The sequence below is a fragment of the Streptomyces alboniger genome, from assembly GCF_008704395.1.
GTDB classification, from domain to species: Bacteria; Actinomycetota; Actinomycetes; order Streptomycetales; family Streptomycetaceae; genus Streptomyces; species Streptomyces alboniger.
Map to the genome: position 1 here is coordinate 304,259 of NZ_CP023695.1, position 18,907 is coordinate 323,165.

General features: G+C 73.6%; 15 protein-coding genes. 9 read left to right on the forward strand and 6 right to left on the reverse strand.

Annotation, left to right across the window (positions count from 1 at the left end):
- Positions 1–29 precede the first annotated feature (29 nt).
- Both CP975_RS01320 and CP975_RS01325 read right to left on the reverse strand, forming a co-directional pair.
- Positions 30–1,145, reverse strand: coding sequence for a GNAT family N-acetyltransferase (locus CP975_RS01320; RefSeq protein ID WP_150476486.1), 1,116 nt, complete (start codon positions 1,143–1,145; stop codon positions 30–32).
- A 166-nt stretch (positions 1,146–1,311) separates the two neighbouring features.
- Positions 1,312–2,364: a MerR family transcriptional regulator gene (locus CP975_RS01325; protein WP_150476487.1), complete on the reverse strand. Its 1,053-nt coding sequence runs from the start codon at positions 2,362–2,364 to the stop codon at positions 1,312–1,314.
- Positions 2,365–2,518: 154 nt separating this feature from the next.
- On the opposite strand from CP975_RS01325, the gene CP975_RS01330 reads away from it, so the two are divergent.
- The 5 genes from CP975_RS01330 (at position 2,519) to CP975_RS01350 (ending at position 10,354) form a co-directional block, all read left to right on the forward strand.
- The gene (locus CP975_RS01330) at positions 2,519–3,112 is read left to right on the forward strand and encodes an RNA polymerase sigma factor (RefSeq protein ID WP_150476488.1); all 594 of its coding nucleotides are present in this window, start codon (positions 2,519–2,521) and stop codon (positions 3,110–3,112) included.
- 352 nt (positions 3,113–3,464) lie between these two features.
- Positions 3,465–4,652 carry an alpha/beta hydrolase family protein gene (locus CP975_RS01335; protein ID WP_055530201.1) on the forward strand — a complete coding sequence of 396 codons (1,188 nt, stop codon included), beginning with the start codon at positions 3,465–3,467 and terminating at the stop codon, positions 4,650–4,652.
- A gap of 158 nt (positions 4,653–4,810) precedes the next feature.
- On the forward strand, positions 4,811–5,746 hold the full coding sequence (gene bdeA, locus CP975_RS01340) for a bis(hydroxyethyl) terephthalate hydrolase (protein WP_220450189.1): 936 nt from the start codon (positions 4,811–4,813) through the stop codon (positions 5,744–5,746).
- A gap of 42 nt (positions 5,747–5,788) precedes the next feature.
- The gene (locus CP975_RS01345; RefSeq protein ID WP_150476490.1) at positions 5,789–8,653 is read left to right on the forward strand and encodes a LuxR family transcriptional regulator; all 2,865 of its coding nucleotides are present in this window, start codon (positions 5,789–5,791) and stop codon (positions 8,651–8,653) included.
- Positions 8,654–8,740: 87 nt separating this feature from the next.
- On the forward strand, positions 8,741–10,354 hold the full coding sequence (locus CP975_RS01350) for a sigma-70 family RNA polymerase sigma factor (protein ID WP_150476491.1): 1,614 nt from the start codon (positions 8,741–8,743) through the stop codon (positions 10,352–10,354).
- Between the two features lie 24 nt (positions 10,355–10,378).
- On the opposite strand, the gene CP975_RS01355 is transcribed toward CP975_RS01350, so the two are convergent.
- Positions 10,379–11,515, reverse strand: a complete 1,137-nt coding sequence (locus CP975_RS01355) for a hypothetical protein (RefSeq protein WP_055530203.1) — start codon at positions 11,513–11,515, stop codon at positions 10,379–10,381.
- Positions 11,516–11,641: 126 nt separating this feature from the next.
- Positions 11,642–12,031, reverse strand: a complete 390-nt coding sequence (locus CP975_RS01360) for a cupin domain-containing protein (protein WP_150476492.1) — start codon at positions 12,029–12,031, stop codon at positions 11,642–11,644.
- Between the two features lie 70 nt (positions 12,032–12,101).
- On the opposite strand from CP975_RS01360, the gene CP975_RS01365 reads away from it, so the two are divergent.
- The 3 genes from CP975_RS01365 (at position 12,102) to CP975_RS01380 (ending at position 14,674) form a co-directional block, all read left to right on the forward strand.
- Positions 12,102–13,067, forward strand: a complete 966-nt coding sequence (locus CP975_RS01365; RefSeq protein ID WP_055530205.1) for a helix-turn-helix domain-containing protein — start codon at positions 12,102–12,104, stop codon at positions 13,065–13,067.
- A gap of 173 nt (positions 13,068–13,240) precedes the next feature.
- Positions 13,241–13,660: an STAS domain-containing protein gene (locus tag CP975_RS01370; protein WP_167532657.1), complete on the forward strand. Its 420-nt coding sequence runs from the start codon at positions 13,241–13,243 to the stop codon at positions 13,658–13,660.
- A gap of 171 nt (positions 13,661–13,831) precedes the next feature.
- Positions 13,832–14,674, forward strand: a complete 843-nt coding sequence (locus tag CP975_RS01380) for a DUF1206 domain-containing protein (protein WP_055530208.1) — start codon at positions 13,832–13,834, stop codon at positions 14,672–14,674.
- A gap of 105 nt (positions 14,675–14,779) precedes the next feature.
- On the opposite strand, the gene CP975_RS01385 is transcribed toward CP975_RS01380, so the two are convergent.
- A complete protein-coding gene (locus tag CP975_RS01385; protein WP_055530210.1) occupies positions 14,780–15,715 on the reverse strand; it encodes an oxidoreductase in 936 nt (311 codons plus the stop codon).
- Between the two features lie 99 nt (positions 15,716–15,814).
- On the opposite strand from CP975_RS01385, the gene CP975_RS01390 reads away from it, so the two are divergent.
- On the forward strand, positions 15,815–16,408 hold the full coding sequence (locus tag CP975_RS01390; protein ID WP_055530212.1) for an acyl-CoA-like ligand-binding transcription factor: 594 nt from the start codon (positions 15,815–15,817) through the stop codon (positions 16,406–16,408).
- A gap of 77 nt (positions 16,409–16,485) precedes the next feature.
- On the opposite strand, the gene secD is transcribed toward CP975_RS01390, so the two are convergent.
- Positions 16,486–18,849, reverse strand: coding sequence for a protein translocase subunit SecD (gene secD, locus CP975_RS01395; RefSeq protein ID WP_055530214.1), 2,364 nt, complete (start codon positions 18,847–18,849; stop codon positions 16,486–16,488).
- Positions 18,850–18,907 lie beyond the last annotated feature (58 nt).

The following is an 18,907-nucleotide window of genomic DNA, read 5'->3' on the forward strand; positions in this document are numbered from 1 at the left end:
AGGAGATGTTCGAGCGAGGGCGGTTGCGGTCAGCGCGTACCGCGCGCATCGCCCGCGGGGTTCGTCCGGCTCGACGTGCGCAGCGTGCCGACCGCCTTCAGCAGCCGGTCGGCCGGATCCCGCAGCCCGGGGTGGGCCAGGACCGTGTTGCGCAGGCCCCGCACCGGCCTGCGCCACATCCGGTGCACGGCGGCCACGGGGTGGGGGCGCGTCGCGAAGCCCTCGCCCACCCGCAGCTCACGGGTCTTGAGCCGGTCCTTGTACTCCTTCTCGCCGCGCCCCATGTCCATGATCCGTACACCCTCGCGGCCGGCCGCCTCGGCCATCCGCAGATGCATCATCATTCCGGGCGAGTAATAGCCGAACTCGGGGTCGTACGCCGTGAACCAGGCGGCGAAGACGGTCCGCGAGGTCGGCCCGAAGTGTGCGGCCACCGGCCGGTCACCGGCGTACAGCACGGACAGCACGCCGGTGAGGTGCTCCTCGCGGACCTGGAAGAGGTGGTCCACGAGGCCGACGATCCAGGGCCGGGCGAAGCGGTCCATCCGGCCGGTCCTGCGGTACTGGGCCGACTTCCAGCGCATGAGGGTGCGCAGCACGCGCGGATCGCGTTCGTCGTAGACGAACCGCATCTCGCCGACGTCGCGCCCGAGGCGGCGTTCCTTCTTCAGCGTCGTCCTGGCCAGGCCCGGATAGGTGCCGCGCAGCCATTCCGGGTAGCTGCCGTCGCCGGCCGTCAGGTCCAGGACCGGCGAGGCGAACGTTCCCGTGACGTACCCGCTGAAAGGTTTCTGCTCCTCAACGAGGTGGTCGAACTCGAGGACGGACAGGTGGCAGGCCTTCAGCAGGTCCTCGGTGTCCCAGACGACTCCGGGCCGGTGCACGAGTGCCTGGCAGTCGGAGAGGCCGAGCCCGATGGCCCGGCCGACGCCGAAGGGGGTGCGCTCGAACGGGAGGAAGCCGACCGGCTGGCCGTTCTCCCGCAGGACCGCCAGGTGCGCGCCGCCACGGAACCCGGCCACGGCTTCGGCGAACTCCGGTGCCAGGAAGGGGTTGGCGTATTCGGGCGACTCGTCCATCGCCCGGTGCCAGGCCGAGCGCAGCGAGTCGCTCAGCGCGTCGAGCCCGTGGATGGTGATGTCCACCTAACGCTCCCCCCATGCTGACCCGCGCCGCGAGCGCGCGCGTTCCGCGGTCGACGCCCCGTTCGACTGCTCGGCGATGCTCAAAGGTCGCGAAACCGTACGCACGTGTCAAGGGCGTCGGCGAGCCCGGCTTCCGTCAACCTGGCCTGTAACAGCGGTGGTTGGCTCACCCTCCGCGTGCTCTGCCGATCTGGGTCAGCGCATCGCGCAAGGTGGCCGGTCGCAGCGTGCCGCGCACGGCGGGGCCCGCCCAGCCGGGTCCGCCCAGCATGACCACGGGCCGTCCGCGGGCGCCGCGCACACCCCAGCGGGCGTCGGCGATGTGCCGGGCCAGCGGCACGCTCGCGGTGGAGCGGGCCTGTGACCACAGGACGACGACCGCGGGCCCCGTCCTGCGGACCGCCGCCGAGACCGCCTCGACCGGCACAGCCGCGCCGAACATGCGTTGCGGGATGCCGAGTTCACCGACGGCCGCGCTGAGCGCCTCCAGCGGCAGCGAGTGCTGCTCGCCTGGGACGCAGGCCAGGACGAGCGGCGCCGACGGGGAGCGCGTGGGCGGGGCCGAGGCGCAGCGGTGCAGGGTGCGGGAGACATGCCAGGACAGCAGGTGCTCGACCTCTACGTACCGGTCGCCCGCCTCCTCCCACTTGCGGCCCACCGCGTGCAGCGTCGGCACCATGACCTCCTGCCACGCGGCGACCAGTCCGTGCCGCTCCACCGACTCGGCCAACAGCTCCTGGACGGCGGGCGCGTCGAGCCGGACGGCGGCACGGGAGAGGCCCCTTCGCTGCCGTACGAAGAGGTGGGCGTCGGAGCCGAGGCCGGACCCGGCGCTGGACCCGATGCCGGACTCGGTATCGGACGCGGAGCCGGACCCGGCGTCGGATCCGAGGTCGGGCCCGAGTCCGGAGTCCACGTCAGGTCCTGGCCATGCGCCGCCTTTGAGTGCCGCGCGGGCCGCGTCGGCCGGGGGTACTCCCAGCGAAGTGAGGCGGCCCATTTCCTCTACGACCGCGATGTCCCGCTCCGACCAGCGGCGGTGGCGGCCCGGTTGCCGTCGGGCCGGGCCGAGGCCGTACCTGCGGTCCCAGGTGCGCAGTGTCGTCGGTGACACTCCCAGCCGTCTGGCCACGGTGCCGGTCGTGATCGCGGCGCCCTCCGTGCCGCCGTCCGGCGGCCGTTCCGATGCCGCCCCCTCGCGTACCCGAGGCTCGCTCATACGCTCACGATACGACGCACAATCGACGCGGGTTGCCGAGTGCGCGAAGCTGTTCCCAAGATGACCCAGCCGTAGCCGGACCACGGCCCGCCCGGTCGATTCCCGTCAGTTCAGGGGCGGTTGCCGATCGATTCGAGGAGCTGACGAGACGCCGATGAGCACAGCGGTGCCACACCCCGCGCGGGGGCCCGCGGAAGTGCCGGACAGGGAAGCCGCGTTGGCGGCGGGACTGGCCGCCGGGGACGAGGCGTGCCTCGCCACGGTCTACCGGCGGTGGGGGCCGCGGGTGCAGGCGCTGGCCCGGCGTGCGCTCGGTGACAGCCGTGAGGCGGAGGACGTGGCCCAGCAGGTGTTCCTCGCCGCCTGGCGCGGCCGGTCCGGATACTGCCCCGAACTCGGCAGCCCCATGGCCTGGTTGACCGGCATCACCCGACGGAAGATCGCGGACGCGTTGGCGGCGCGGTCCCGAAGGGCGGCCCTCGTCGAGGGCGCGGCGGCCCGGTACCCCGTGGACGGCCCCTGTCAGGAGGAGGTGGACGCGGTGGTCGACCGGATGCTGGTGGCGCAGGAGTTGGCGAGGCTGCCGGTGCCGCAGCGGACGGTGCTGCGTCTGACGTTCTACGAGGACCTCACCCAGCCGCAGATCGCCGAGCGCACCGGGTGGCCGCTGGGCACGGTCAAGAGCCACGCGCGGCGCGGCATGCACCGGCTGCGCCTGTTGCTGCGGGACGCGCCGGGCGACACGTAGCCAAGAATCTTCGGTCCGGTGCATCCGCGCACCCCCCGTGGGCGGTAACAAGAAGCAACCCTCCGTGGCCGGCATCGGCTCGGGGCCGACGGGCTCGCCCGGACCCCGCTCCCTGTGCGCCTCAGCGGAGTCGGCGCCGCTGAGGGTGCCGCCGTCGTCCCCCGAACGGCGGCCGGGGGCCGTGGGTGGTCGGGGCCGCGTGTCACACCACCCACGGCCTGGGGTGCCGGAGGCCTCGCCCGGCAAACGTGCCTACCGCCTGGAGCCGGGATCCGCATCCCTCCGCGGTCGGGTGCGCGTGCGACCACGGTCCGACGCGCCGTCAAGGTCCCCTGGCATAGCGTCCCTTGGCATGATCACAGACCGGATCGCCGGGCACCGCCGCGCCCTCGCCGCCGCCCTCACCCTCGCTCTCGCCGCGCCCGCCGCGGCCACGGCGACCGCCCACGCCGGCGCCCCGAAGCACGCAACGACGGCCGAGGTGGCCTCGGAGCCGTGGCGGCTGCCGCGTCCCACCGGGCCGTACGCCGTGGGCCGGGACACCCTGCACCTCGTCGACAAGAGCCGCCGTGACCCATGGGTGCCCTCGGCGGGCGCCCGGGAGCTGATGGTGTCCGTCTACTACCCAGGACGGCCCGGCGGCGGGCGCCCCACGGCGTACACCTCCGAGGAAGAGGCCCGGCTCCTGCTGGAGTCGGCGGGGGCGGACGGACAGGTCTCCGCGGCCGCCTACAGCGCCACCCGCGTCTTCGCCCGCTCCGGAGCGCGGCCGGCGCCGGGCCGGTTCCCGCTGGTCGTGCTCTCCCCCGGCTTCACCGCGCCGCGCACCACCCTCACCCACCTCGCCGAGGACCTCACATCCCGGGGGTTCGTCGTCGCCACCGTCGACCACGCCTACGAATCCGTCGGGACGGCGTTCCCCGGTGGGCGCATCCTCACCTGCCGGGCCTGCGAGCCCGCCCAGGAGCCGGGGATGGGCAAGGTCGCCACCGAGGGGCGGGCCAAGGATCTCTCGTACGTCATCGACCGGTTGACCGGCGGTGATGATTCCTGGCGGTACGCCCGCACGATCGAGCCGCGGCGGATCGGCGTCGGCGGGCACTCCATCGGCGGAGCTGCCGCGCTCGCCACCATGACCACCGACCCGCGCGTACGGGCGGGCATGAACATGGACGGGAGCTTCCACACGGCCCCCGCGGAGATCGGCGGCCGTCCGTTCCTGATGGTCGGCACCGAGGCCGAACACACTCCGGGGCGCGCGGACGGCAAGAACTGGGACCGCACCTGGGAGGGCCTGGACGGCTGGAAGCGGTGGCTCACCGTCAAGGGCTCCGGGCACTTCAGCTTCACCGACGTGCCCGTCATCGCCGAGCAAGCGGGAATCGTCGACCTTCAAGTACCGCTCTCCGGTGAGCGGTCGCAGCGCATCACGCGTGCGTACATCGGCGCCTTCTACGAGAAGTGGCTGCGCGGCGCTGCGCGGCCGCTCCTCGACGGGCCGACGGCGGGCCATCCCGAGGTCGTCTTCGCCCGGCGCTGATCCCTCGGCCCCTTGGGCCGCTGCCACGGTCTGCGCACTGCCGGCCTGCGGCGGCGCGCGGTAGTTGAAGACCGGTGATTTCGCCGATGCGTCCGGGCCGGGTGTGCCCGGACAGTTGCGGCTGCCGGCCATCGTCCCGCCGAAAGGACGCCACCATCGTGCAGCAGCTCAGAAACGAGACCATCGGCAGCCCCTCGCCCCACCGCGCGCCCCGGCGGTTCCGCCCGCGCCTGGTGCGGGCGGGGCTCGCCGCCCTCCTGGCCGCGGGCGGACTGTTCACCGCCCAGTCGGGCAGCGCGGGCGCAGCGCAGAACCCGTACGAACGCGGTCCCGCGCCGACCGTGTCGAGCATCGAGGCCCCTCGTGGCCCCTACGCCGTGTCCGAGACACGCGTGTCGTCCCTGGGCGTCACCGGGTTCGGCGGCGGCACCCTCTACTACCCGACGACCACGAGGGACGGCACGTTCGGCGCGGTCGCGATCTCTCCCGGCTACGGGGGCACCCAGTCGTCCATCTCGTGGCTCGGGCCGCGGCTCGCCTCGCAGGGCTTCGTCGTCTTCACCATCGACACCCTCAGCACACTCGACCAGCCCGCCGGCCGCGGCGGTCAACTCCTCGCCGCGCTCGACTACCTGACACAGCGCAGCAGCGTGCGCGACCGCGTCGACAGCGGCCGGCTCGGCGTCATGGGCCACTCCATGGGCGGCGGTGGCTCCCTGGAGGCCGCCAAGAGCCGCCCCGCGCTCCAGGCGGCCATCCCGCTGACCGGCTGGAACCTCGACAAGACCTGGCAGGAACTGCGTACGCCCACCCTCGTCGTCGGCGCGGACGGCGACACGATCGCCCCGGTCTCCTCGCACTCGGAGCCCTTCTACGAGAGCCTCGCCGGCTCCCTCGACAAGGCGTATCTGGAGCTGAACGGCGCGAGCCACTTCACGCCCAACTCCTCGAACACCACCATCGCGAAGTACAGCGTGTCGTGGCTCAAGCGCTTCATCGACAACGACCTGCGCTACGAACAGTTCCTCTGCCCGCTGCCCCGCCCCGGTGCGACGATCGAGGAGTACCGGGGCAACTGCCCGCACACCTCCTGAGGAGGCTTCCCAGCTCACTCGCGCGGAAGTAGCGTGACGGTCGTGGCCGGACTGACAACCCTGACGAGTCCTCCCCTCCGGATATACGGCCGGAGCACTCAACTGCACGCCATCGAAACCCTGTTGAACGGCGTGCGCGCGGGGCGGGGCGGAGTGCTGGTGCTGGCGGCGGCGCCAGGGTTCGGCCGCACCACACTGCTCGCGCACGCCGCCCGCTCCTTCCGCTCCTCCCGGGCGGGGACGGTCCTGAGCACGCGCGCCGACCCCGCCGAGTCCCTGATCCCGTACAGCGGTGTGCACTCCCTGTGGTGCGCGGGAGGCGCTCCTCGCACACCGCCCGAGGAACCGGGGGCCCTGCTCCCCGCCGTGCGTGACCTCGCGGGCGGGCGTCCCCTGCTGGTCTGCGTGGACGACGCCCATCTGTGGGACGCCGCTTCCCGTGCCGCTCTGGGCTTCGCCGCCCGCCGCCTCGAAGGACCGCACCCGATCGGCCTCCTCCTCTCCGTCGCGGCACACCGCGCGGACGATCCGCGGCTGGCCGCGCTGCCCGTCCTGCACCTGGACCCGCTCGCACCGCCCGACGCGGCGGCGCTCGTCGACGACCTCACGCGGGGCGGCGCCCACCCCGTCGTACACGAGGTCGTACGCGAGGAGATCCTCGGGGCGGCGGGCGGCAGTCCGCGTCTGGTCCATGACCTGATCGCCGACCTGACACCCCATCAGCCAGCGGGGCGGGCGCCACTGCCCCAGCGGCTGTACGAGGCCGACCCGTCCCCGTACGACAGCAGCCCTTCCCCGTATGACGGCGGCCCGTCCCCGTTCGACGGCAGCACGCCCGCGTTCGACGGCATCGCGCCCCCGTACTCCGGCCTGGAGCCGCTCGAACTGCCGCCGGACACCGAGGCGTTCCTGCTCCTCGTGGCCGCGGCCCATGAGCCCGGGGCCGAGGACGCGGGCGCCGACGCGGATCTCGTCCTGCGGGCCGGTGCGGCGGCCGAACTCCACGGCGCGGCGCCGGGTCCGGCGGAGGCGGCCGGGATCGTGCGTCGCTCGGCCGGCCGGATCCGCTTCGACACCCCCGGGCTGCGCGACGCCCTGTACACCGGAGCGATGCCCGCCCGGCGCCGGGCCGCCCACCGGCTGCTCGCCTCGGTCCTCGACGACGGGCGTACGCCCCCGCTGCTCCGGCAGCTGCACCGGGCCCTGGCGGCCGAGGGGCCCGACGCCCCTCTCGCCGCCGCGCTGTCCTCCGCGGCGGACGCCCCCGGGACGGCGCCCCACGCACAACGCGCGGCCGCCCTGTCCGTGGCCGCGGACCTCACCCGGCCCGCGCTAGAGCGTGCCCTGCGTCGAGCCGCCGCCGCCCGGCACGCCCGGCTCGCGGGCCTGCCGGGGCCGGCGCGGGACCTGCTCGGCGCCGCCCGTTCCGAGTCGGCGGACGCCCGGGTGCGCGGCGCCGTCGAACTGGTCCGGGGGCAGCTCGCGCTCGCGGACGGCCCCGTCGCCGACGCCCACGAGGCCCTCGTGCTCGCGGCGGAACTCCTCGCCCCGCACGACCCGGACGGCGCCCGGGAGGCCCGCCTCTGCGCCATGGCGGCGGCCTGGGACATGGGCGACGCCGCCGCCTACCTGTCGGCCCTGGGCGCACCCCCGGAGGACGCGGCCCCGGGGCCACGGGCGGCGGGCGCCGACATCCTGGCCGAGGAGTACCGCGCCGCCATGTCCGACGTGATGCGGGGGCGGCTCGGTGCCGCGAGCCTGGGGCTGCGCGGGGTCGTGGCACGGGGGCAGGGTGCGGACGAACCGACGCGGCTGCTGCGGGCCGGGGTGGCGGCCCTCGTCGTCGGCGACCTCGCGGCGGCCTCCCGTGTCAACGCGCGGGCCCTGGCCGCGGCACGGGCGCGGGGCATGGACATCCACGTACCGCAGGCCTTGGAGTACCTGGCCTATGCCGAACTGCGCGCCGGGCGGCACGCGCGTGCCCGGGCGCACGCCGAGGAAGGGCTGCGTACGGCGGGCCGCACCGGGCAGCGCAACATCGCCGCTCAGCACCACGCGATCCTCGCCCTGGTGGCGTCCGTCGAGGGCGAGGACGAGGCGGTCACCGCCCATGCCGCCGCCGCGGCACGCACCGCCCACCCGCACGGCCTCGCGCAGGCCGCGACGCTTGCCCAGTGGGCGCTGGCCCGCGTCGACCTGAGCCGCGGCCGCGCGCCGGAGGCCGCCGCCCGGCTCGGCCCGGTGGTGCGGCCGGGGCCGCGCCGAGGCCACTTCGCCGTACGGATGCTCGCCGTGCCCTGCTTCGTGGAGGCGTCCTTCCTCATCGGCGAGGGTGAGGCGGCCCGTGACTGTGTGGCGGAGTTCGCCGCCTGGGCCGCCCAGGGCGCCGACCCGCAGGCCCCCGCCCAGCTGGCCCGCTGCCACGCGCTGCTCGCGGGGCCCGACGAATGTGACGCGCTCTACACCGTGGCGCTCGCCCGCCACGCGCTCGTCGGCGGCGACTTCGAGAGCGCCCGCACCCAGCTCCTGTACGGCAAGTGGCTGCGCCGCAGGCGCCGCCCCGGCGAGGCCAGGGGCCTGCTGCGCGACGCCCTGGTCTCCTTCGAGCGGTGCGGCGCCCGTGCCTGGGCCGGGCAGGCGCGGGCCGAGCTGCGCGCCACCGGGGAGGCCAGGACCGCCGAGCCGCCCGGTGGCCTGTCCCTGCTCACCCCGCAGCAGCTCAGGATCGCCCGCTGTGTCGCGGAGGGCGCCACCAATCGGGAGGTGGCCCGGTGCCTGTCGCTGAGCCCGAGGACCGTCGATCACCATCTCCGGAACGTCTTCGCGCTCCTCGGGGTACGCTCACGCGTCGAACTGTCCCGGCTCGTGGCCAGGTCCGAGCAGCACACCACCCCCGACGAGCCGTGACGCCGCCGGTTTCTGTTATCCGGAGCCGGGCCGTGCGTCTCCCTTGTGTCGGAGGAGACAGGTCCCCACACAGAAAGTGGTCACAGCGTGAGCAGCGAACGCCAAGTCGCGATGGTCAGAGCAGCGCAGGACGGCAACCAGCAGGCGCAGGACGCGCTCGTCGCGGAGTACCTTCCGCTGGTCTACAACATCGTCGGGCGGGCCCTGAACGGCCACGCGGACGTGGATGACGTGGTGCAGGAGACCATGCTCCGCGTCCTCGGCGGCCTGGACGGGCTGCGCGATCCGGAGACCTTCCGCAGCTGGCTGGTGGCGATCACCATGAACCAGATACGCGGGCACTGGCGGGAGCGTGCCACGGGCGCCATTCCCGCCGGCGGAGGGCTCGCGGACGGCTACGACGTGGTGGACCCGGGCGCGGACTTCGTGGACCTGACCATCACCCGGCTCGGTCTCTCCGGGCAGCGCAGGGAGACTGCCGAGGCCACGCGGTGGCTGGACGACGACGACCGTGCCCTGCTGTCGCTGTGGTGGCTGGAGTCCGCCGGGGAGCTGACGCGGGCCGAGGTCGCCGAGGCCCTGGAGCTGTCCCCGCAGCACGCGGCGGTACGGGTGCAGCGGATGAAGGCCCAGCTGGAGACGGCCCGCGTGGTGGTGCGCGCCCTGGCCGCGGTACCGCGCTGCGAAGGGCTCGGTCGGCTCACCGCCGGGTGGGACGGCGTGCCCTCGGCGCTGTGGCGCAAGCGGCTGGCCCGCCATGCCCGTGACTGCTCGGTGTGCGCGGGCCACTGGTCCAACCTGGTGCCCGCCGAGCGGCTCCTGGTGGCGCTCGGTCTGGTCCCCGCGGGCGCGGCCCTCACACAGCTGCTCACGCGCCCCGACCTCGTCACGGTCGGCTCGGTCACGTCCGCGCACGGCGCCGCGGCGCCCGTCTCCGCGCGGGCCCAGGCCCGCCGTGAACGTGCCAGGCGGCAGCGCCGCACCGCCGGGGCTGCCGCCGCGGTCGTGGCGCTCGTCGCCGGTGGTGCGGCGGTGCATCTCCTCACCGGCCCGGAGACCGACGACAGCTCCCCGGCCAGTGCCGCCGCCGCCGTCTCCCCCACCGCGCCCTCCGCCTCGGCCGCGAAGAGCGCGTCCTCCTCCGTCAAGCGCTCCGTCTCGCCCTCGGCGAAGCCGACCCCCAGCAGGACGAAGACGAAGGACAAGGCGAAGGAGAAAAAGAAGCGGAAGCCCAAGCCCGAGCCGACCCCCACCAAGGCCGCGCCGAAGCCGAAGCCCAAGCCCAAGACGCCCGCCCCGGCTCCGAAGGCCACCCCGAGCGGCGCGGCCGCGCAGGTCGTGGCCCTGGTCAACACCGAGCGCGCCAAGGCGGGATGCGGTCCTGTCCGCTCCAACGACAAGCTCGCCACGGCCGCCGCGAGGCACTCCTCCGACATGGCGGCGCGCGACTACTTCGACCACACCAGCCCGGACGGCACGGGTCCCGGCGACCGCATCAAGGCGGCCGGGTACCAGTGGAGCACGTACGGCGAGAACATCGCGCGCGGCCAGCGGACCCCGGCGGCGGTGATGGACTCCTGGATGAACAGCTCCGGCCACCGGGCCAACATCCTCAACTGCGACTTCAAGGAGTTGGGGGTGGGCATCCACAACGGCTCGGGCGGGCCCTGGTGGACGCAGGCGTTCGGCGCGGCGCTCTGAGGGCAGCCGCCGGGGGGAGCGGCGTCAGCCGACCCGCTGCGTGTGGAACTGTTCGAGGCGGCGCTGCGCCAGCGTCAGCGTGCCGCGCCGGCGGCCGGGGACGCGGCGGCGCAGCCTGATCAAGTCGGGGCCGAGGGCACGGACCGCCTCGGGGTCGCGTACGCGGTCCCAGAGGTGGTGGGCGCGGTCGGCCGCGGCTTCCACCTCGGGTGAGTCGGGGGCCTGCCCGGCGGTGAGGCGGGCCGTGGCCACGGCGAGCCAGGTCTCGCAGCTGCGCGCCGGATCACCGGCGAACCGCGCGAGGTCCGCGCGGACTTCCATCCAATGGATGACCTCGTTCGAACCCGGACCGTGCGTGCGCAGCGCGGTCTGCTCCCAGGAGGCGGCGAGGGCAGCCGCCTCGCCGTGCCGGCCCGCCTCGACGGCCGCGGTGATGGCCGCGTGGGGGTCTGTGTGCGGATCTGTGTGCGGGTCGGGAACGCCGGGGGGCCCGGCCGGGCGCGGGGGATGCTGCGCGGCGGACGGCGGCGCGTGCGGGTCGAGGGCGAGCACCAGGTCCTGGGCGTCGTCGCCGAGTGACTGGGCGACGGCCTGCTGGTGGAGCTGGGGCACCGGGGGGCGGTGGCCGCTGCGCAGGACGGTGGCGAGGGCCTTCATATAGGCGGGTGCCGCGGGCGTACGGCGACGGGCCGGCGGGGCGATGCGGCCGTACAGCGCGACGCCGGGGCCCGCGTCGAGCGGCTGCTCGTTCAGGGCCTGCCAGCTCTCGGGGTCGGTGTGCAGGTCGACGATGAGCGTGGTGGCGCCCGCGGGGCGCAACCGCAGCTCCTGGGTGAACCAGTGCCACGGAAATCCCGTGTAGCGCATGGTCGCGGAGGTGGCCCGGGCCAGCGCCACGTGTACATGGCGCTGGCGACGGTCGAGATGGACCTGCCCGATCAGGTAGACCGTCAGCGGGCCCGGCGCCATGGCGGCGGCCCGCAGCCGGGTGAGGACCGTCTGCGGGTCCAGCGGATCCGCCAGTTCCACCACGCTCGCCGTGTCGGTCCCGGCGAGCGCGGCGGGCGAGACCGCCGCGAGCACGGGCAGTACGGAGGCCGCGTCCACGAGCCGGCTCTTGCTGACGGGGGCCGCCGCGATGAGCAGCGCAGTACCGGGCACCGGCCCCTCCCTATCGATCAACACGCCAGCACCGTATCCGCTGCTTGCGCCGGGCACGACAAGGAGACGGTGATCCGTACGAATTGCCCGGGCTTCTCGGTGGTCTCGCCGGGCGGGTCGGCTCGGCTAGCCCTGCGGGTAGAAGACGAACAGTGTGCACCCGGTCGTCGTCCGGGGGACGTGCGAGGAGCCCGCCGGGGCGTGGATGAAGGTGCCCGCCGGGTAGTCGCGGTGGCCGTCGTTGAAGACGCCGGAGACCACGAAGACCTCCTCGGGTCCCGGCTCGTGCACGTCGATGCCCTCCCAGTGGGAGTGCGGGTCCATCTCCAGGACCTGGGCGTTGGCACCGTCGTCGCCGCGCCACAAGGGGCGCAGGCGGATGCCGGGGAAGACTTCCCGGCTCGGGGCGTCGGCCACGGCGGACCAGATGTAACCGGGCGTTTCGGCCAGTTGAGGATGCGAGGACTGCTGGGCATGCTGCGGTCGTTGGGGCTGCTGGGGCTGTTCCGTCGTCATGGCATCAGCCTGTCCGGCGGGGACCCCTCCGCCGAGTGTCCAGAAAGTCATGGTGAGGTACTTTCCTGTCATGCATCGAGTAGCCGCCCTCGTCCACGCCCCGCAGTCGACCTTCGAACTCGCCTGCGCGGCCGAGGTGTTCGGGATCGAGCGGCCCGGCCTCACGACGCGGTACGCGTTCGGCGTCTGCGTGGAGCGGCCCGGCCCTGTCGCGACGCGTGCCGGGTACGACATGCTCGTCACCGAGGGCCTGGACGCGCTCGACCGGGCGGACACCGTCGTCATCCCCGGCTGGACGCCCACCCAGGAGGCACCCTCCCCCACCGTGGTGGCCGCCCTGCGGCGGGCGCACGGCCGTGGCGCCCGGCTGATCAGCATCTGTTCCGGCGCCTTCGCCCTCGCGCACGCCGGGCTGCTCGACGGGCGGCGAGCGACCACGCACTGGGCGCTCGCCGACGAACTGGCCGCGCGCTTCCCGGCCGTCCAGGTCGATCCGGACGTGCTGTACGTGGATCACGGCGACGTGGCCACCAGCGCCGGGTCCGGCGCGGGCGTCGATCTGTGTCTGCACCTCGTGCGGGCCGATCAGGGTGCCGGGTACGCCGCGCGGGTCGCGCGGAACATGGTCATGCCGCCGCACAGGGAGGGCGGTCAGTTGCAGTACGCGACCCCCGCGCACCCCGCCCAGTTCGACGGGTCGCTCGCGCCGGTCCTGGAGTGGGCCGCCGGGCGGCTCGACGAGCCGGTCGGCGTCGATGAGCTGGCGGCGCGCGCGGGCGTCTCGGCGCGAACGCTGGCCCGCCGCTTCACCGACCAGCTCGGGGTCAGCCCGGGCCAGTGGCTGCTCGCCCAACGCATCGGCTCCGCAAGGGAATTGCTGGAAACGACCGACCTCCCACTGGACGCCGTCGCCCGACGCTCGGGGCTGTCCTCGGCGACCAATCTCCGCAGACGATTCCTGCGCGCCCTGGGGACGACGCCCGGCGCCTACCGCAGGGCCTTTCGGGCGATGCCGCAGGACCCCCGGCGTCCGTAATTACGCAGCGTAGTAGTTGATCTGACGCTCCGTCAACTCCGTACTTCGCTCAAAGTACCTGCCAGACAAGAGTACGAACCCCGCTGAGCGGGAACGATGGACATGGGACCTCGGTGCCGCCCAGCGATTCGGTGGCGTCCGGCGCGGGTCTCCATCCGCCGCGCCGCCCTCAGTTGACTACTCTCAGTGAAGGAGACGGGACACTGCTGGACTGGGAAACGGGCACCGCCGACTTCACCTTCGGCCTGCACCACCGCGTGGTGAACGGCACTGATGTCCTTGCGTTCTGGGGCGAGCTGGACGCCTGGGCCGACCAGGAACTCACCCCCCGTGTGACGGCACTCCTCGACCGGACCGGCCGCCAGGTCGTCGCGGACCTTCGAAGAGTGACGTTCCTCGACGCCGGCGGTCTGCGGCTGCTGGTGCGGATCAGACAGCAGGTGGCCGCGGGCGAGGGCACCCTGTGGCTCGTCCCCGGCAGCTCGCGCAATTGGCGCGTGCTGCGCATCACCCGCCTCGACCGGACCTTCACGATCCCGGCCGGCCCCCCGTGCACGAGCGGGCGCTCGGGTGCGGGACGCGGCTCGCGCTGATCCGCCCGCGCGGGAAAGCACGGGAAGCACGGGAAGCACGGGAAGCACGGGAAGCACGGGAAGCACGGGAAGCACAGAAGAGCACAGGAAAGCACTGGTCAAGGAGGTCCGTCCGTGGGAGGACGGGTGCCCGGACCGCATGAAGCGAGCCATTGGGGGCACTTAGGAGCCATGCATCTGCCTTCGATGACAGCGCGTGGAAAGGGCCAGGCCCGACGGGCGGCCAAGGGCCGGACCGTCGCAGCCGTGGCGCGTGCCGGGTTCGTCGGCCGCGGAGTGATCTACCTCCTCATCGGTGCGCTGGCCCTGCGCATCGCCTTCTCCGACGGCGGGGGCCGCCAGGCGGACCGCGGCGGAGCCGTGGCGGAGCTGGCGGACCGCCCGTTCGGGAACGTCCTGCTGTGGCTGCTCGGCATCGCCCTGGCCGGAATGGCGCTGTGGCGGCTCTCGGAAGCCTTCTTCGGGCAGGCCGGGCCCGACGGCGACAAGCCGGGCAAGCGGGCGCTCTCCGGCGCGCGCTGCCTCTTCTACTGCTTCGTGTCGTACTCCGTACTGGCGTACGCCACGGGCGACGAGGGCAGCGGCAGCGGCTCCAGTGACCGGCAGACCAAGGACGTGACGGCGAAGGCCTTCGACTGGCCCGGCGGGCGGTGGATCGTCGCCGCGGCGGGCGCCGCCGTGCTCGTGGCGGGCATCTGGATCGCCGGACGCGCACTGCTGCGGAAGTTCCACAAGCGCCTGCGCATCTCCGAGATGCCGCGGCGGGTCCGCCGGATCGTCGACGTCCTCGGCGTCTTCGGCGGCATGGCCAGGGGTTCGGTGTTCGCCGTCGCCGGCGGATTCGCCCTCGTCGCCGCGCTGCGGCACAAGCCCGGCGAGGCCAAGGGCATCGACAACACCCTGCGCTCCTTCGCCGACACCGGGGCCGGGCCCTGGCTGCTCGCGCTGATCGCCTTCGGCCTCGCCGCCTTCGGCCTCTTCTCCTGGGCGAACGCGCGCTGGCGCAAGCTCTAGGACATGTCCGCGAAGTCCCGTCGTTCGCCCGCAGGGCGGGCGTCGCGGCGCAGGCGGGACTTTGCGGACACGCCCTAGCAAGCCCTGTGACGCCCGGCCCGGTCCTCAGACCGGAGTACGGAACACGAAGCGGACGCCGGTCAGCCGTTCCGACAGTTCCCACAGCCGACGACCCGTCCCGGCGTCGGTGGCGCCGGGCGCCGGCTCCACACGCTTCGGGGCGCCGCGCAGTTCGGCCGGGCCGCCGGGGCCGATGAACTCACCGCCCCGCACGTCCGGATCGGTCGCCGCGTACAGCTGCGACCGGGCGCCGTCGGCGGGCCGCTGGGCGAACAACGGGTTGCCGATGTAGCCGAACACCACGCGCCACAAGGCCACCGGGCCGTTCAGCTGGAGGTTGGTGGCCGTGTAGCCGGGGTGGGCGAGCACGCTGCGGACGGGGCTGCCGGCCTCGGTGAGGCGCAGGTGGAGCTGATGGCCGAAGACGGCGTTGGCTAGCTTCGACTGGTTGTAGTAGGCCATGGGCTTGTAGCCGCGCTCGCCGTGGAGGTCCTCGAAGAAGAGGCGGCCCTGCCGGTGGTTCACCGAACTCACCGTCACCACGCGGGGCTCACTGCCCGCCGCGAGCAGGTCGAGCAGCAGCCCGGTGAGCGCGAAGTGGCCGAGGTGGTTGGCGGCGAACTGGAGCTCGTGGCCCTGCGCGCTCAGCGAGCGGGGCGGCGCCATCACCCCGGCGTTGTTGACGAGTACGTCCAGTCGTGAGTGGTCGGCGCGCACCCCGTCGGCGAAGGCGCGGACCGAGTCGAGGTCGGCCAGGTCGAGGTGGCGCACCTCCAGCTTCGCGTCCGGCTGCTCGGCGGTGATCCCCGCGACCGCCCGATGCCCCTTGTCCTCGTCGCGCACCGCCAGGATCACGTGCGCGCCGCGGCGGGCGAGCGCGCGGGTGGTCGCCAGGCCGAGGCCGCTGTTGGCCCCGGTGACGAGGAACACCCGGTCGCCCTGGTCCGGAATGTGGTCGGTGGTCCACTGCTGCTGAGTCATGCGGCACATGTTGCCCCTGATGGCACTGAGTGTCAACGCGATACTCAGTGCCGTGCAGGGCATGACGTGTAGCATGGACGGGTGAGCAACCGCCCTGGAATGAGCATGGCCGAGCGCAAACGACGGCTCGTCTCGGACGAACTGACCGAATCAGCGCTTCAGTTGCTGGCACTGAAGGGGTTCGACGCGGTCACCATCGACGAGATCGTGACGACCGCCGGGGTCTCCCGGCGCACGTTCTTCCGGTACTTCGCGTCCAAGGAGGACGTGGTCGTCCAGTTCCTGGCCGACATGGGCGCCGGCATGCGCGCGGACCTCGCGGAGCGGCCCGGGGACGAGCCGCCTTCGGTGGCCCTCCTGCACGCCGTCCAGGTCCCCCTGGCCACCTGCGCCGCCCACTCCGACCGGGCACTGCGCGTGGTACAGCTGATCTTGCGTACGCCTGCCCTGCTCGCCCGCTTCCTGGAGCGTCAGGCGCAGTGGCGTGGCGATCTGACGGAGGAGCTGGCGGGGCGTCTGGGACTGGACCCCGGCCGGGACCTGTATCCGCGCCTGGCCGCCGGGATGGCACTGACCGCCTTCGATGCCGTGCTGCAACGGTGGAGCAACAGCGACGGCGCCGAAGATCCGGCTGCTCTGCTCGACCAGGCCTTCGCGGTGATCGCCCCGGCGCTCGACGGCGTGGAGGGGTAGCGGCCCTGAGGGCGCCGTGGGCGGCCCGGCATTCATCACCGGACCGCCCGCGTCGCACTCCGACGGCCCCCCTCGCCTCAGACGACCGCCCCCGTCCCCCGTTCCTTCTTCCTCCGTGCCTCCAACGGGCTGTACCCGTCCGGTTCTTGTGCCGTACCGCCCGGACGCGCGGGCGGCCGCGTCCCCGGGTTCCGCCGTTCGAGCGCGACGGCGATCGGGACCGCCGTGAAGACCGTCGAGGCCATGCCGACCACCACCCCGGCGATCAGCGCCAGGGAGAAGTCCGCGAGCGAGTCGCCGCCGAGCGCGGCGAGGGCGGTCAGGATGAAGAGCGCGCCCATCCCCGTGTTCACCGTGCGCGGCAGCGTCTGTACGACGGCCCGGTTGGCGTTGGCCGCCAGGTCGCCGCGCGGATCACGGCGCCTCGCCTCGCGCACGCGGTCGAAGACGACCACCGTGTCGTTGACCGAGTAGCCGATCACGGTGAGCAGGGCGGCGAGGAAGACGCTGTCGACCGGCTTGCCAAGCCAGGCGAAGAGGCCCACCACGAGCAGCACGTCGTGGACCATCGCGGACACGGCCGCCGCGGCGAGCGTCCAGCGGAAGCGCGCGCTCAGGTAGATCAGCTGGGCCGCGACGGCGATGGCGAGGGCGATGAGCGCCTTCTGGCGCAGTTCGCTGCCGAGGCTCGGGCCGATCAGCTCGTCGCGCTCGACGGTGACGGTGCCGCCGGGCTCCGCCAGGGCCTCCTTGACGCGCCGCTGTTCGGCGTCGGTGAGGTGTTCCGTACGCACGGTGATGTCACCGTCCCCGGATTCCTGCACCACGGCGCGCGGGAACCCGGCATCCGCCACGGCGCCGCGGGCCGTGTCCGCGTCGACGGGCCGGCTGGTGCTGTACTCGACGAGCCGGCCGCCGGTGAACTCGACGCCGAACTCCAGGCCGCGCAGCGCGATCCCCGTGACGGCCACGGCGACCAGGAGGGCGCTGGCGCCGAGCCAGCGGCGCCGATGGCGCACCAGGTCCGGGTCACGGCGGGCCAGCCAGGTGCGCACGCGGCCGGTGGAGGCGATGCCGGTCAGGGCGGGCCGCTCGCGCACGGCGCGGCGGGTGACGGCGAAGTCGGCGAGGACCCGGGTGATGACCAGCGCGGTGACCATGGACGCGAGGACACCGATACTCAAGGTGACGCCGAAGCCCTTGACCGGCCCGGTGGCGAAGAAGAACAGCAGCCCGGCGGCGAGCAGCGTCGTCACGTTCGAATCGACGACCGCGCTCCACGCCTTGGCGAAACCCGTGCGGACGGGTTTCGCCAGGTTCGTGGACCGGACGCCGAGGTACTCCTCCCGGGCCCGTTCGAAGACGAGGACGTTGGCGTCGACGGCCATGCCGATGGCCAGTACGAACCCGGCGAGGCCGGGCAGGGTCAGCGTCGCCCCGAGTGCGACCAGAGCGGCGTACGAGATCAGTCCGTACAGCGCGAGGGCGAGCGCCGCGAGCGCGCCGAGAAGGCGGTAGACGACGGTGATGAACAGTGCGGTGAGGGCGACGCCGATGAGGGCGGCCTGGGTGCTCGCGGCGATGGCGTCGGCGCCCAGCGTGGGGCCGACGGTCCGCTGTTCGACGACGTCGACGGGCACCGGGAGGGCGCCGCCCTTGACGAGCGCGGCCAGGTCGCGGGCCTCGGACTGGCTGAAGCCGCCGGTGATCCGGGTCGAGCCGCCGGTGATGCCGACCTCGCACGGCACGTCCTCGTTGACGCCCGGCGACGAGATGATCTTGTTGTCGAGGGTGATGGCGACGCGCCGTTCGGGCGCGCCCCGGGGTGCGCAGGCCGCCTTGCCGGTGACGCGCGCCCAGGCCTCGCCCGCCTTGTCGCGGAAGTCGAGCGAGACGATCCAGCCCGAGAGGGAGTGCTGGTCGAGGAGCGCCTCGGCGTCCTCGACGCCCGCGCCGGAGAGCGCGGTGGGTCCGAGGGTGAGGTGGTTGCCGGGCCGGTCGGGGTCGGGCAGGGTGCGCGACCCGTCGGCGGCGGGCTCGGCCCCGCCCCGCTCGGGGGACTCCCCCGTCACCGGGTGGACCGTCAGCTGGGCGGTGCGGCCGATGATTTCGGCGGCCTTGCGCGGATCCTGGACGCCGGGCAGCTCGACGATGATCCGCTTCTCGCCGGAACGGGCGAGGCCGGGCTCGGCGACGCCGAGTGCGTCGACGCGCTGCCTGAGCACTTCCAAGGCGCGGTCGGTCGAGGCGGCGTCGGCCTCGACGGTGGGCGAGTCCTTGGTCTCCAGGACGATGTGGGTGCCGCCCCGCAGGTCGAGGCCGAGGCGGGCGGTTTGCGTGAGGGCCACGTAGAGGGAGAGCGCGACGACGCACAGGGCGACGACGGCCCGCCACACGGGCGCGCGGGAGGTGGGCGCACCGGATTTGGGCGCACGGGGCATGGGGTTCTCCACGGATGAGGGCAGGACGGAGGGACGCGTGACCGGGCGGCGCGGTGTG

Coding starts and splice junctions, on each gene's coding strand:
- CP975_RS01325 (WP_150476487.1), bottom strand. CDS start 2,364: ATGAGCGAGCCTCGGGTACGCGAGGGGGCGGCATCGGAACGGCCGCCG.
- CP975_RS01360 (WP_150476492.1), bottom strand. CDS start 12,031: ATGACGACGGAACAGCCCCAGCAGCCCCAACGACCGCAGCATGCCCAG.
- CP975_RS01365 (WP_055530205.1), top strand. CDS start 12,102: ATGCATCGAGTAGCCGCCCTCGTCCACGCCCCGCAGTCGACCTTCGAA.
- CP975_RS01335 (WP_055530201.1), top strand. CDS start 3,465: ATGATCACAGACCGGATCGCCGGGCACCGCCGCGCCCTCGCCGCCGCC.
- CP975_RS01330 (WP_150476488.1), top strand. CDS start 2,519: ATGAGCACAGCGGTGCCACACCCCGCGCGGGGGCCCGCGGAAGTGCCG.
- secD (WP_055530214.1), bottom strand. CDS start 18,849: ATGCCCCGTGCGCCCAAATCCGGTGCGCCCACCTCCCGCGCGCCCGTG.
- CP975_RS01380 (WP_055530208.1), top strand. CDS start 13,832: ATGCATCTGCCTTCGATGACAGCGCGTGGAAAGGGCCAGGCCCGACGG.
- CP975_RS01385 (WP_055530210.1), bottom strand. CDS start 15,715: ATGACTCAGCAGCAGTGGACCACCGACCACATTCCGGACCAGGGCGAC.
- CP975_RS01390 (WP_055530212.1), top strand. CDS start 15,815: ATGAGCATGGCCGAGCGCAAACGACGGCTCGTCTCGGACGAACTGACC.